A 15178-nucleotide genomic window follows, 5' to 3' on the forward strand; every position below is an offset into this window, starting at 1 on the left:
GTTCCATATCGTTCCATCGTTCGCTCCGGGAGCGGGCGACCGAACCGCCGATGACCGCCCGCCTCCAAACCGGGCCACGCGTGTCGCACGGCCCTGTTCGTTTTGGGTTTCGGTGCCCGACTCGTTCGGTGCCTCACTTTTTGGGAGTTCCCTGCCATGACGCAAATCGATCAGTTTGAAAGCGTGTTCCGCGCCGCCTACAAGGAACAGTTCCAGTTACGTGACATCGATATCCGCAAGGTGCTGGTCGTCTCGGATCTGGAGGGCGACGCGATTGCGACCTTCACCAAGGAGGCGCGCTCCTTCCTCTCGGTCTTGGAGGAGCGCGATCAACCGGAGTTCATTCCCTGCCCGGGGGCCTCCTACGACCGGACCACCGCTCTCCTGGAGCGGGTGGCCCAGATGAAACCGGACCTGATCTGCACCTACCGGAACTTGAAATCGGAGGCCTGGCAGTTCCCGCACAGTTTGGGCGAGTACCTCGACGTTCTGGCCCAAAAGACCGAAGTTCCGGTACTGGTGCTGCCTCACCCCCGAGGCGAGGACGGTCGCATTCCCGGCGATACCAACGAAGTCATGGCGATGACGGACAACCTTGCCGGCGAACATCGGCTCGTCAACTACGCCGCCCATTTCACCGCGCAAAACGGGACCCTGTTCCTCGCCCACATCGAGGACGAGAGCTATTTCGAGCGGTTCCTGGGCGTCATCTCCAAGATTCCCGAGATACCGACCGACGTGGCCCGGGAACGCATCCTCCAACAGCTCCTGAAGGAACCCCGCGATTACATCGCCTCCTGCACCAAGGTGCTGGGCGACGCCAAGGAGCACATCAAGGTCGAACCCATGGTTTCGCTCGGACATCGACTCAACCATTACCGCGAGGCCGTCGCCGCCCACGACGTGGACCTGGTCGTGATGAACACCAAGCACGACGATCACTACGCCATGCACGGCATGGCCTATCCGCTGGCGGTCGAACTCCGCGGTACGCCGTTGCTCATGCTGTAAGGAGCCCCGCCGCCCGTTCGCTTTCCCTGTTTCCCTGTCTCTCGAACCAACCATCGATCGCTGTCCCTCCGCGCCTCGTGCGAACCCTTTTTCGCGGTTCGCGATCGGGTGCGGGTGGAAGCTGTTTCAGGAGCCGAATCCATGCTCGCCGTACTCGCCACCGACCCTTCCGGACATGGGGCCCACGCGGTTTCCCAGAACATCACCTACGGGTTCACGGGAATCCTGATCGCCATGATCCTCTGCCTGGCCCTCGAGGAGAAACTGCACGCCAAGAAATCGCTGATCGTGGGCCTTTTTGCCGGCGTCTGCATGCTGCTCGGCGGCATCCTGCACATCATTCCGTTCGGGCAGGTTACGCTGCCCAACGGGCACCACGTTTCGATGCCCGTCTACATTCCCGCCGTCGATTGGGGGGTGATCGCGATCATCCTGGGATCCGGTATCTTCGTGGACGTCACGTCCCGTTCCGGTCTGTTCACGTGGATCGCGATCAAGCTGACCAAAGCCTCGGGCGGGGATTTGATGCGCCTGCTCTGGTATTACGGCCTGATGACGGTGATCTTCTCGGCCGTTCTCAACAACGTGACCGCCATGATCATCGTCGGTTCGCTCACGGGGGTTTCGCTCAAGCGCTTGGAGCAGAGTGACAAGTTATTGGGGTTCCTGCTCATCGAGGCCTTGCTGACGAATATCGGTGGCCTGTTGACGCTGATCAGTTCGGTCCCCAACATCATCGTCGGTCAAACGGCGGGTATCAGCTTCATGGCCTTTTTCTTCAAGGCCGCCCCTTTCGTGGTCATCGCCACGATCGTGACCGTCCTGATGGGCGCCAAGGTGTTCGGCATACAGAAGTTGATCGATGACGAAGAGAAAGAGAAGGCATCCAGCCTGGTCGCCGGATTCGATGAGAACGACGGTATCGACAGCCCTGGATTCTTCAAGTTCGGCGCGATCATGCTGATTGCCTTCATCGTCGTCATCGCCTCCACTTCGGTATTGCCGGTGGTCAAGGACCTGGGCATGGGTTTCGTGGCCTTGTTTTTCGCCTCCCTGATGTTGATTCGCTACAAGCACGAGGTGGACGAGTTCTACCGTGCGGTCGACTGGGACCTGTTGGGGTTCTTCGTGGCCTTGTTCGTCGTTATCAACGTGATGGAACACGCGCTGGTCTTGGACCTGATCGGTCAAGGGGTGACTGCCATGGTCGGTTCGGAGGAAGGTCCGCGCGGCACCAGCATCCTGTTGGTTGCCGCGGCCGGGTTCAGCTCGGTCACCGACAACATTCCCTTGGCGGCCATGCTCGCCAAGATCCTCGCATCCACCGGCACGGCGGGCGATTCGTCGCTCTGGTGGTCGGTCATTTTCGGCGCCAACCTGGGTGGCAATCTGACGCCGATCGGTTCCGCTTCCACGCTGGTGGCCGTGACCCTGATCTCCAAGTACAAGCTCAATCTCAGCTTCGCGGGGTTCGTCAAGAAAGCGGTGCCCTTCGCCTTCGTTCAGATCGTGCTGGCGATCGGGTATTTGCTCCTCTTCGGGTAGGGGAGGGGTTTTCTTGGTCGGGCATTTCGGTTGGGGGAGATTTTTTTCTACCACAAAGGTCGCGGAGGACACGGAGGATCGGATTATGGGTCATTATGGGTGGGGGATTTTTTTGCCATAGCGTGTGTAGAGCGATCGCTTTTTCTATTGACAAGATTAGCTGCCTGTAGAGATTTTTTCGAAACGGCCTATTTCGCCATACCGTTGTGATCGCGTGGAATCTGCTGGAACAAAAGCATTTCAGAATATTTCAGAAAGCTTCAGAAAAAATCCGGAGACTTCGCTTCATCTCGTGGCCTAGATTCGCTTTACGCCACTGAAGCCGTGTACCACGCGATGATGTATTAGGAGTGTTCCATGCTTTTTTTTCGTGGAGTGGGTTTCGTCTGCCTGCTTCTCTCCGGGCTCTGGTTCGTTCGCGCGGGCGAACCGGTCAGTCTCGTCTACCGCTACGACGTCGCCGGCCGCCTTCACGCGGTGACCTACCCCAACGGGGTCTCCGTCTACTACAGCTACGACCGCAACGGCAACATCACGGGGACCCGTCCCGATGCGCCCATTTGCTACGACGAAGCCGCCTTTTTGGCCGCATTGCCGGACTGGCCGGAACAGACGGTGTTGGATTTGATACCCAGGGTCGAATGTCCCGAGAACCTGCGATAGGGAGCGTGGCATGAAAAGCCTGACAACGATGTGCCTCGTGCTGATGGTCGCGATGCCGGTCGGAGCCGGCACCCTTTCCTGGCAGACGCTGAACCTCCCCACCTCCGAGCAACTCAACGGGGTTTGGCTCAATCGAACCGCGACGGCCGGCATCGCCGTGGGCAACGCCGGCACGGTGCTCTTTTTCGACGGCGCCGATTGGACGCTCCAAGACGCCGGAACCACCCAGGACCTGTTCGACTGCTGGGGCACGGAGGACGGCCAGTTCGCCGTGGGTGGCCGTGACCTGTTGCTGCATTGGGATGGCCAGGACTGGAATCCCCTCATCGAATCCTTTGGCGGCCTCGCGTTCGCCCCCGTGTACATGCCGCCCCAGGGTGGACACGTCTATTACGGACGACCCGGATTCGCCGATTTCTTCGGGTTCTGGAATCTCGACACCCACTCCGGGCTCGCGGTGCCTGTGGACGCACTGCCGCTGGCATTTTGCGGCGACCAGGAGCGCTTGACCATGGTCCTGCGCAACGGCGATGTCGTTCGCTTCGATGGAGAGACCCTTTCCATCCTTCACGACGATCCCGGCGGCATGAATTTCAATGGGGCCTGGATTCCGGAAGGCCACCCGGAGATCCTCTATGCCGCGACCGAGAACCAGGTCTTCGAGTACCGGGCCGGGACCTGGACCGATCTTGGCCTGCAAACCGCGGACACGCTGTTGGCCGTGGGCGGCTTCTCTCGCTTCGAATTGACCGCGGTGGGCTTCGATGCCGGCAACAACGGGGTCGTCTGGACTTTTGACGGCACGGATTGGCACGAGGAGACGATCCCGTCGGTTGGTGGATTGATCGACGTGTCGGTGCGCGCCCGGCCAACCGGCGCGCGCGGTGGCGGTTCCTCGAGCGAGCGCACGGTGCACTCGGTGGGTGAACAGGGTGGTGCCGTGAGTGCGACGGGAACCTTCGCCGGAACCGACCTTCGCATCACCAAGAGTGTCGCGGACCCTGTCGCCGACTCCGGTGAAACCTTGATCTACACCCTCCACGTGAGTAATGTCGGGACGAAATCCGCCCAAAACGTTTTGACCTCCCAGACGCTGATACCCTCGGACGGCGTCGACACGGGACCTCCCGCCATTCTGAATGGCGATTGCACCGTCGTGAACAATGGCCGAACGATCACCTGTTCCATCCCGGAACTGGGGCCAGGAATGACGGAGCGGATCGATATCACCGTCCAGGTGACCGGATCGGGAATCCTCGAGAGCACGGCATTGCTGATCGGTGCCGGGCTTCCTGATCACCACGATGGGAACGACCGCGTGACCTGTCCGGTACATGTGGCGCCGGCGACCGAGACGAACTCCAGTTGTAACCGCATCAATTCCCGCGAGCACGGCGATCCCGTCAATACCGCCAATGGGGAGTTGGTGTTGCGCGAGCCGGGTGACGATCGGCTCGAGTTGAGCGGTGAGTTGGATCTGGGCGGGCCTTTTCCGCTGTTTTTTCGCCGAACCTACGGCAGTGCACTGGGTCGCGACGGTTTCTTGCCCATGCCGCTCGGTCCCAACTGGAGCCATAACTTCAACTGGCGCCTGCTGCGGAACGGCGATCGGGTTTTCGTCGTCACCGGCGGCGGCATGCTCGTCTCGTTCACTCGAGCCGGTGAATCCCCATGGACACTCGAGGTGCCTCGATCCCTGGGTTACCAACTCGTGGAGCATCAGGAGGGCATGGACCTGGGCGAACCCAACACCGGCCGCGTGTTCCGCTTCGACGCCTCGGGTCGGCTCGTCCGCATTTTCGACCTCCACGGCGGCAGCCACACCATCGAGTATGCAGACGGTGACCAGAGGCCCGCCCTGGTATTCGACGGCTTGGGTCGCACCCTGTTCTTCGCCTACAACGACGATGGCTTTTTGGCACGGGTCACGGATGGATCGCGATCTCTGAGCTTTTCCTACACCGATGGGTTGCTCACCGAGGCGACCGACGTACTGGGCAACGTCACCGTCTACGACTACGACACCAACCACGCCGTAACCGGCCTGCTGACCGCGCGTCACGAGCCCATGAGCAACACGCCCTGGACCCAGACCTTCGACGCCGAGGGCCGCGTGGCGACGCAGACCGATGCCTTCGGGAATCTGCACGGTTTCGCTTACGACGGCACGACCACCACGGTCACCGACCCGTTGGGCCTGACCACCGAATACGTTCACGATGCGGGTGGCAACCTGCTCTCCTTCAGCGATGCCAGCGGCGCGACGGTGAGCTTCGCCTACGATGCCTTCGACCGCCGGACCTCGCTGACCAGTGCCCGGGGCAAGGTGCGCACCTTTTCGTACCACGCCGATCACCGTCTCGCGGAAGTGACCGACGCTTCGGGGCATCGCACCGCGTTCACCTACCAGAACCTGGACTTCCTGGGCATGACCTTCCCCCGAGTTGCGACCATCACCTATCCCGACGACAGGGTGGAGCGACGGACCTACGATGACGACGGCAACCTCGTCGAGCGCGTGGATCCCGCCCAAAACACGACCACCTACCTCTACGGATCGCGCGGCCTGGTTACGCGCAGGACGGCTCCGGACGGAACCCAAACCAACTATTTCTATAATCCGAATGGGACGCTGAACCGAGTCACCGTGCCTTCCGGCGCCAATACCGACTTTGCCCACGACACCTTTCGCCGCCTGTCGACGGTCACCCGGGGCAACGAGAGCCGGGCCTTCGATTACGACGCCAAAAACCGGCGTATCGGCATGACCGACGAATCGGGCAACAGCGTCAGTCGCACCTACGACGCCAACGATCGGCTCACGGGCTTCCTGGATTCGTTGGGCAACGGCGCCGGCTACGAATACGACGGCATGAACCGGTTGACCGGCGTGCGCGATGCCGAGAACCAGCTCACCTCGTTCGATTACGACGAACGGGGCCTGTTGCGCGGCAAAACCGCCCGTGACGGGACGTCCATCGTGTTGGGCCACGATGACGCCGGTAATTTGGATCGGTACCAGGACGAAATCGGTGAGGTTTGGACATTGGACTGGGACGGCGATCTACGACTCACGGCCGTGACGGACCCGCTCGGTCAGGTCACGGAATTCGGTTACGACGATCGCGGCCACCTCGCCACCCGGCGCTCGCCGAGCGGGGCCCTGTTCCGCGTCGAGGTCGATGGCAGCGGTGGGCTGGGCAATCTCGTCGATCCCCTGGGCGGGACCTTCACCTGGCAGTACGACGACAGCGGCTTCGTTTCGGAAATCCACGCGCCAGGCGGCCGCCGCGCGCAATTTCATCGCGATTCGCGCAACCACTTGATCGGGATCACCGATCCCGAGGGGCACCGCTGGGACCTTCCCGTGGACGGTGAGGGACGCCGCACCGGGTGGCGCGACCCGTTGGGCAACGAAGCGACCATCGAGCGCGACAACCGAAACCTGGTGTCGCGCATCACCCTGCCGGGTGGCATGGGTTCGATCGACTACACTTATACCGCCAGCGGCTTGCCTACCGGCATCGACCATTCCGACGGGACTTCGCTGTTCCACGTCTACGACGCCACAGGCCGCCCCTTCCTTGGAACCGGCTACGAAATGGCCTACGATACGCGCCACGACCTGATCGGCAGCAACGGGCTGGAGATCGGTCGCGACGTGGAGGAACGCATTCAATCCGTCACCTACGCACCCGGGAAGGTGGTGACCTACACCTACGGCGACCGCGGGCTGCTGACCGGCGTGAGCGATTGGAACGGCGGTTCGATCACCTTCACCCACGACGCTGCCGGCCGGCGAACCAGTGCCGTCCGCTCGAACGGGACGACCACCACCTGGGGATTCGATGCGGATGGCCGGGTGACTTCGATCGACGACGGCGCCTTGGCCTCGCAGACCCTGACGCGAAACGGGTTGGGCCATGTCACCAACATCGTTCTGGATGTGCCGCAGCCACCGCAAGGAACGGTGCTGAACGAGCAATTCGGTTTCGATGCGGCCGGTCAGGTGGTCGCCTACGATTACGACGCCCTCGGTCGGGTCCTGAGCGACGGCACCCGCAGCTACACGTGGGACCTGGCCGGCAGGCTCACCGAGTTCACGGAGGGATCGACGGTCTCTTTCACCTACGATGCCTTCGGCATGGTGCTCGGCCGCACGGAAGCCGGAAACACCCGCGAATTCGTGTGGAACTACGCCATGGGCCGGCCCGTGGTCGGCGTGGTCCGAGAAGGGAATGCCGACGTGCGCTACTTCGTGCACGATCCAGCGGGACATCTGCTCTACAGCATCGAGGCCGATGGAACCCAGCGACGCTTCCATCACTACGATCACGCCGGCAACACGCTGTTTCTGACCGATGACGGCGGGCTCGTGACCGACAGCTACAGTTACACCCCGTTCGGTCGCGTGATCGCCCGTTCCGGGCTGACGGACAATCCCTTCACCTTCGGCGGTGAATTCGGGGTCATGGAACAGAGCGAAAGCGGGCTCTACTCGATGCGGCGACGCTTTTACGACGCGGGCTCCCGGCGTTTCCTGTCGCGCGATCCCGAGCCCAACCGTTTCCTTCCCGACGACACCAATCCCTACCAGTATGCCCGCAACAATCCCTTGTTTTTCGCGGATCCCTCGGGGCTGTTTCCCGAGCCGGTCGGTACCTCCGGTGCGCGCATGAACGACACCGCCCTGGGGATTCCCGGTGAGCCCGTGACCATAATGATCGAACCCACTCCGATGCTCCCTGGGCCCCTGATTCAACCGACGGATCGAAGACCATCCAGACCCCCCGTGTTGTTCAGGCAGGACAAGGATCCCGGCGAGAATCGAGAGGTGCGAAGCCGAGGCCCGATCCTGATCGATCCCTTGACCGGGGATCCCGATATCTCCGGTCCACGTGAGGATCTTCTACTTTGGACCAAGGTACAGGCCAGAAGCGGTGAGATCAGCCAACAGAGGCGCCGTTGGTTGATGCGGGAACTCCAGGATTCCCATTTGGAACGAGCCGAGAACGCCAATCGGGTGACGATCGGCGACGACTGGCGGAGTATCTACGAATCGGACGGCAGCATCTTGCCGCCACCCGGGCTTCCGGAGTTGGCGTGGCCTACGCCCATGCAGCCCCCACTCGGTCATCCGGTGGGGATTCTGGAGGGCTCCCGGCTGCAGAGGGAGGATCGCCCCAACTGAGCCTGCAAAAAATCGCGTTGGCGCCTTCGCCGGTAATCCGTGCATTTCCAGCGAAGGTACCCACCTGGAGCGAGATGCGGGAACGACCGGAGTCGGCGTGCGTGATTCGGCCGTGATATAACCTTAACTAGGACATCCGACATCCTAGGGGGTTATGTGACCACGCCGCTCATGGCCGAAGGCCCTCGGCTCATGAAGGTTTTCCATTTCGCCGAGTGCGCCTTTTCCACCCGGACGCTGACGCTCTCTCACCGCGGCGAACCGCTGAAGCTGCGTCCGAAGACGGCCGAGCTGCTGTTTTTTCTGTTGGAGCACCGCGACATCGTGTTGGACAAGGAGACCCTGATTCGCGAGGTCTGGCGCGGTACCGCGGTGACGGAGGACGTGGTTTTCCAGGGCATTCGCGAGTTGCGCGCGGTGTTGAAACCCTGCTTCGATGCATCGCCCATCAAGACGTTCCCCAAGCGCGGCTATCAATGGGTGGTTCCGGCCACCTGGGTCGACGATGCGGAGGACCCGTCGCGTTCGGCGCCCACCTCCGCTGATTCCGTTTCTTCGAACTCGTCGATATCCGAACCAGCAGTGGACTCACCGGACATCCCGGCGGAACCGGCCGCCTTGCCGAACCAAAATGCCGTGGCTCGGCGGATACCGCGCCCGCTCATGGCGGCCGTGGCGGTAGTCGCCGTGCTTGCGGTCGGGGCCCTGTGGTTCCGCGGTTTGGAGCGCAAGCCCGAACCGCGCACGCTCGCCGTGCTCTCCTTCAGCAACCTGGACGGTCGAGCCGATGCCGATTGGCTGCGCGTCGCCATCCCCGAAATGTTGCGGGCCGAGCTGAGTCAACCGGACCATATCCGAGCCGTATCGGGAGAGCTCGCCGCGCGAGGGAGCCGCGAATGGATGTCGGAGGAGCAGGGCGCCGCGCCGCGCCAGATTCGCCAAGTGGGCCGCCTGACCGCGAGCGACCTGGTCGTCGGCGGCAGTTACCTTCATCAGGGCGACGCCTTGCGCATCAACGCCGACCTATACGACCCAATTTCCGGTAAAGCGCTGTTCACGAAGTCCACCACGGGGGACCCCGATCGCTTTTTGGACATGATTCGCGAGCTGGGCGCGGCCTTGGCCGAAGATTTGGGTGCCGACCCTGAACGCGGCGGTCCTGGTGACGAACCGGATTCGCTTCCCGACACCCGCGAGGCGGCCGAGCATTACGCGCGCGGCCTGGATTTTCTGCATCGCGGCATGCCCCGAGCTGCGGTGGCAACTTTGGAAAAGGCCGTCTCGCTCGCGCCGCGGTTTCCGATGGCCCACGCTCGCTTGGCGGAGGCCCTGGAGGTCATGGGGCGCGATCAGGCGGCCCGGGACGCCGCCAACCGGGCGTTCCTCTATCTCGACGATCTGAATCCGGAAGCACGGCAACGGGTCGAAGGGATGCTGTACACTTCGCTGGGAGATCACGACGCCGCCATCACCACCTACCAAAGGCTCCACGAACGATTTCCCGACGATACGGAGTTGCGTCACAAGCTGGCGCGCGCGCTCATCCGGGCCGGTCGACCCGCCGAGGTGGCACCGTTCCTGACCGGCACCGAGCGCGATTCCGCGACGCTCATGTTCGCCGATCTGCTGCGCGCCGAGGCGGGTTGGGCTCTTTCCGATTTCAAGGCGATGAAACGCTTTGCCAACCATGCCACCGTCAAGGCACAACTGGTGGACACGCGCTACTACCTCGGCAAGGGGATGCTGTTGCGTTCGATCGCCGCGCGCAATCTCGGGGAGCTCGACGAGGCCGATACCGATGCCGTCGGAGCCGAGGCGCTGTTCACCGAGCTGGCCGACGAGGGCGGCAAGGCCCTGGCGATCCTCCAGCGGGCCAACGTGCTGTTGGCACGGCGGCAGTACCACGAAGCCGATCCGCTGTACGTCGCGGCGGCCGAGATGCTGGATCGGATCGGCTACAAGCGCGAACTGGGTTCGGCCTACAACAATCGGGGCAATATCGCCCAGAAACTGCGCGATCTATCCGCGGCAAAAAACCACTACCAACGGGCGCTCGCCCTCTATCGCGAAACCGGCCAGAAGAAGCGTCAGGCCAACGTCCTGACCAATTTGGCGGCCCTGGCTCGCGTCGAGGGCGCCAACGAAACGGCCCACGATCGCTATGACGAGGCCGTGTACCTCTACAAATTGGTGAACGACATGGGCGGCCTCGCCAACGCCCGCGCCAATCAGGGGATATTGTGGGTGCGCATGGGGCGTTTCCCTCAAGCGCGGGAGGCGCTCGAGGAGGCGGTGACCCATGCGGCCGCCTCGGGGAAACAGGACGCGCTCGGCAATTACCTCTCCAACTTGGCCACGATATGCCGCATGCGGAACGATTTGTTGGCCTCGACCTCCTATTTGGAACGTGCGGTCGAAACCTACGCCGATCAGGGGAATTCCCGAGCCCTGGCCAAAACCCTGTTACGGTTGGGCGATTTGAGGAACGAGATGGGGGCGCTCGACGGGGCCCAAACGGCGATCGACCGCGCCCTGGCGATTTACCGCGACGAGAAGATCGCGCTGGGAGTCGCCCTGTCGCACATGCGGCTCGCCGAAACCGCGCTGTTACGCGGCGACTTCACCCGTTGCCAAACCCTGGTTCGCGAGGTCGAAGCGAGTTTGGCCGCGGAGCCGGAATACAAACCGGGCTCCATCGAGTTGCAGTTCCTGGTGACGCGGTTGGCCCTCGCAATGGGACGGGACGGCCTGGCGCCCGCCCAGCGAGCGGCCTCGTTGGCCGCCGAACAGAAAAAGAAGGCCTACGTGATTCAGTCCCTGGATGCGCTGCGCGCCGCCTACCTCCGGGCCGAGCGATTCGGAGACGCCTTCGCCGTGCAGCGACGACTCGTCGGGCTGCTTCGTGCCGAGAAGGATCAGTTCCTGGAGCTCGAGACCGAACTCGGTCGAGCCGAACTCCTGTACGAACGGGGAGACCACGAGACCGCCCTGGGCCTGTTGACGCAAAACCTCCTGGAGGCGAACCGGGCGGGTCGGCTTCCCCTAGCCATCGAATTGGAACTCGTGAAGGGGCGCATTCAAGCCGAACTCGGTGATCGGAACGAGGCCGAGGGCGCTTGGCGACGCGCGCTGGCCAAGGCCGAGCATGCCGGGTTGGCCGGCCATGCCGAACGGGCCCGTCAAGCCTTGGCGACCCTCGTCGATTGAAGATCGGTCGCTCGCAGACTTCTGTTAGCCGACCGCTCGAAACGGCGGTTTATGAGATTTTTGTGAGCTAGACCTCGGTTTGTTTGACCGAGGCCTGCCATCATGGGCTACATGCCTGATAACCAAAGGTAATCCGACCTCTCGGGTCGAACGCGCTTTGTCCCAATGCTGGCTCTTAATTGTAACCTATTGAATATAAAACCCTTGTTGGTCGACTGCGTCGCCTGCCCATTCCCAGGGGGTAGCGGCTGGTCACGTCGCCACGGGGATTTGGGGAGGATCATCGTGCTGCAACGATTTTTCGTGCTCTGGTTCATCGGCTGCGGATGGGCGGTACATGCCGGCGATACGGCTTCGCCGGAACGCGGGTCCGATTCGTTCTCCTTCGTCGTGTTCGGCGATTTGAATGGCGGTGGCTGTGACCGCAACGATCGAGTGACTCGGTTGGTGGCCGAGATGGCGGCCGAGCCGGATGTCGCCTTCTTCGTGGGAACCGGGGATTTCATCGACGGGTACGCCAGCGGCGACGGCTCCAACATCTGTTTCGGGGTCGATCCGGTCTCGCGGAACGTCGGCGAAGCCTGCCCGGGCGACACCCCGGACGGCAACGTCTCCGCGATGTTGGGTCCGATCAAGGATCGCACGCCGCAGTCGGGCCTGGTCGCCTCCTTCTATCCCGTCATCGGCAACCACGACGACAACTGGGGAAGCGGCTGGTATCCCGATCCCTGCCAGGGGGGGATCTGCGACCTGTTGGCACCCAACGATCCCGAGGACTTCCTGAATCACGATCACGGGGACATCTGCACCATGGATCAGGGGCAATCGGCCCATTCCTCCCATTTCTACTACTCGTTTGGCTATCGAAACAGCCTGTTCATCGTGCTGCGCCAGAACAACGACTACTTCGGCATGTTGTCGTGCAACGGTCATCCGGGCTACCCCGATTGCGGTTCCTACTGCTCCGATGAATCACTGCGTGACGATCCCCAGCGCAACGGCTACTGCTACGCCGTGCAGCAATTCGATTGGTTGCGTGCGGAACTCCAGCAGGCGCAAGGCGTTTACGAGCACATCTTCGTCTTCGCGCACGCCCCGCTGCTCAACAGCGGCACGGGTCACGGACCCACCAGCGGCGCGGTTCACATTCGGGGCCTGTTGGAGGAGTACGGCGTGAAGTTCTTCTTCAACGGCCACAACCACGCCTACGAGCGCACCTACCCGGTCAATGGCCAAGACGTCGACCGCAACGGCGTCACCTACGTCACGGTCGGCACGGCGGGCGGTTTGAGCGATGGGGTCAACGGCGATTGGTTCACCGCGGCCACCTACCAGAACTGGACCCATTACGGCGACAGCGGGTATCACGACAAGATGACGACCTATTTGAAGATGACCGTGACGGACGATGCCATCCAGGGTGACGTCTACAGCCTGGGCATGGACCAGGTCGTGGATAGCTTCGCCTGGACGTCGTCCTTTCAGGAGATGGCGGCGCGTTGGCGCGAGTCCCTGCCGCACGGTTCCGCGGAGGATACCAACGGCAACGGGGTGCTCGACGTGGCGGACCTCGTCGCGCTCATCAACGGCGATGTGGTTCCCGGTGACGACGGCCCCACGCTCGCGGGCTGCCCGGTCCTGCCGGCGGACAATTGGTGGAACACGCCGATCGACGAAACGCCGCTTCATCCCAACAGCGCCGCCTACATCGCCCACGTCGGTCCCGATACGTACCTTCATCCGGACTTCGGCACCGTGTGGCAGGGGATCGGTATCGGGATTCCCTACAACGTCGTGCCGAATGATCAACCCCAACAGTTCGTCACCTTTCGATGGCCCGAGGAAAGCGATCCCGGTCCCTATCCGATTCCCGACGAGCCAATCATCGAGGGCGGCAGCGATCACCACATGCTCATCATGCGTCAGGACGCCTGCCTCCTGTACGAGATGTTCGACGTGGCCCAGAACCAGGACGGAACCTGGACGGCCGGCAGCGGTGCCATTTGGGACATGAGCCAAAATCAGGTTCGCCCGCAAGGATGGACCAGCGCCGATGCCGCGGGTCTGCCGATCCTGCCCGGACTGGTTCGCTACGACGAGGTACACGAGCTGGGCGAAATCAATCACGCCCTGCGGGTGACGTTCTCCCAAATTCAGCGCGGCTACATTCTGCCGGCGACGCACTCCGACGGCCAGGCCGGCAACGATCCCAACGCCCCGCCGATGGGCCTGCGGTTGCGGCTCAGGGCCGATTTCGACATCTCGGGATTCGACGAGCCGATTCAGGTCATTCTGCGCGCGCTGAAAAAGTACGGCCTGTTCGTGGCCGACACGGGCGCGAACCTCTTCCTTTCCGGGGTTCACGACATGCGTTGGGACGACGACCAACTGCGGCAGTTGCGCCAGGTCAAGATGTCCGATTTCGAAGCGGTCTACACCGGCGACGTAATTCCCTACTAGTGCCCATCCAGAAACGAAAAGAACCTGAATACCCAGCGCCCATCCAGAAACGAGGGATCCTAACATTCGAGCTGGTTCGTCTGGATGGGCACGGTATCAGCTCTCAGGATTCAGGTGTCAGCAAGTTATTCAAGACGCGCGGATGAGCTGGAACCTGAGAGCTGATTGCCGATATCCGTTTGCATTCAGGACCGGGCAGGTTCAGCAGGGGCGGTAAGCCCGCCGGCTGAACTTGTCGAAGTGATCCCTGCGAGGAGTTCCCGCATGCTTTGAGAGTCGTTACCGCCGTAGGTTGGCCGGCCCGGCCGACACATCGAAGTGATCCGCGCTTCGCAAGATCGAGTGGTAAAAGAGCGAAGCGGATAAGTCGGGCCTCTAGATCTCTCGATGATCGATTTTGAACCATTCTAGGTCGCTTCGATTGGTTGGTCACGGCCGAGTCCGCTTTGACGGTTGTCTTCTTCGATACCTGGTCGCTTCGATGTGTCGGCCCAGCGGGCCAACTTACCGGGCATGACGCCGCTCTCGGTATGCGAGAACTCCCGGGATGGATCGCTTCTACATGTCGGCCCAGCGCCCAGGGACCACTCGCTTCGCGTTGTTTCTTTCTCGAAATCGAGTTGGGCACACGCCGCGTTTGTGCGGGGCTCTCTTGAAACAAAGTTGTTCGGAGTGCCCGGATGCAGAGAGATTCGTCGTGCCTGGTAGGTTGGGCCGCTGGCCCGACACATCGAAGCGATCCGCGCTTCGCAAGATCGAGTGGTAAAAGAGCGAAGCGAAAAAGTCGGGCCTCTAGATCTCTCGATGATCGATTTTGATCCATTCTAGGTCGCTTCGATTGGTTGAGCAAGCTGCTCAACCTACAGGCCTTACGATCCCCTCAAGATGCGGGTACTCTGGACTTCACGGCTTTTAATTGGGGTCTTGAGGGAAATGATCGACTTCGCTCTTTGGCTCAATTGATTGTTGTTACTTGGGTTGCTTCGACGCGTCGGCCCAGCGGGCCAACCTACAGGCTTTACGTCGCTTGCGCGCAGGCGGGTTTCCCGAGCTGGCTCGCTTCGCGTTGTTTCTTTCCCGCAATCGAGCGGGTTTGCCCGC

Annotated in this window: 6 protein-coding genes; all 6 read left to right on the forward strand. The window is 62.0% G+C overall.

The window, feature by feature from the left end; all coding sequences use genetic code 11:
* Positions 1 to 156 precede the first annotated feature (156 nt).
* The 6 genes from J3U87_RS05250 to J3U87_RS05275 all read left to right on the forward strand — a co-directional run bounded on the left by J3U87_RS05250 (position 157) and on the right by J3U87_RS05275 (position 14077).
* Positions 157 to 1011, forward strand: coding sequence for a hypothetical protein (locus J3U87_RS05250; protein WP_237381982.1), 855 nt, complete (start codon positions 157 to 159; stop codon positions 1009 to 1011).
* A gap of 141 nt (positions 1012 to 1152) precedes the next feature.
* Complete coding sequence (locus tag J3U87_RS05255) at positions 1153 to 2556, forward strand: ArsB/NhaD family transporter (RefSeq protein WP_237381983.1); 1404 nt, start codon at positions 1153 to 1155, stop codon at positions 2554 to 2556.
* A gap of 357 nt (positions 2557 to 2913) precedes the next feature.
* The gene (locus tag J3U87_RS05260) at positions 2914 to 3219 is read left to right on the forward strand and encodes an RHS repeat domain-containing protein (RefSeq protein ID WP_237381984.1); all 306 of its coding nucleotides are present in this window, start codon (positions 2914 to 2916) and stop codon (positions 3217 to 3219) included.
* A 10-nt stretch (positions 3220 to 3229) separates the two neighbouring features.
* A complete protein-coding gene (locus J3U87_RS05265) occupies positions 3230 to 8410 on the forward strand; it encodes an RHS repeat domain-containing protein (protein ID WP_237381985.1) in 5181 nt (1726 codons plus the stop codon).
* 156 nt (positions 8411 to 8566) lie between these two features.
* Positions 8567 to 11617, forward strand: coding sequence for a tetratricopeptide repeat protein (locus J3U87_RS05270; protein ID WP_237381986.1), 3051 nt, complete (start codon positions 8567 to 8569; stop codon positions 11615 to 11617).
* 285 nt (positions 11618 to 11902) lie between these two features.
* The gene (locus J3U87_RS05275; RefSeq protein ID WP_237381987.1) at positions 11903 to 14077 is read left to right on the forward strand and encodes a metallophosphoesterase; all 2175 of its coding nucleotides are present in this window, start codon (positions 11903 to 11905) and stop codon (positions 14075 to 14077) included.
* The last annotated feature ends 1101 nt before the right edge of the window (positions 14078 to 15178 follow it).

It is taken from the genome of Sulfidibacter corallicola, assembly GCF_017498545.1.
Lineage (GTDB): Bacteria > Acidobacteriota > Holophagae > Acanthopleuribacterales > Acanthopleuribacteraceae > Sulfidibacter > Sulfidibacter corallicola.

Coding starts and splice junctions, on each gene's coding strand:
- J3U87_RS05250 (WP_237381982.1), top strand. CDS start 157: ATGACGCAAATCGATCAGTTTGAAAGCGTGTTCCGCGCCGCCTACAAG.
- J3U87_RS05255 (WP_237381983.1), top strand. CDS start 1,153: ATGCTCGCCGTACTCGCCACCGACCCTTCCGGACATGGGGCCCACGCG.
- J3U87_RS05260 (WP_237381984.1), top strand. CDS start 2,914: ATGCTTTTTTTTCGTGGAGTGGGTTTCGTCTGCCTGCTTCTCTCCGGG.
- J3U87_RS05265 (WP_237381985.1), top strand. CDS start 3,230: ATGAAAAGCCTGACAACGATGTGCCTCGTGCTGATGGTCGCGATGCCG.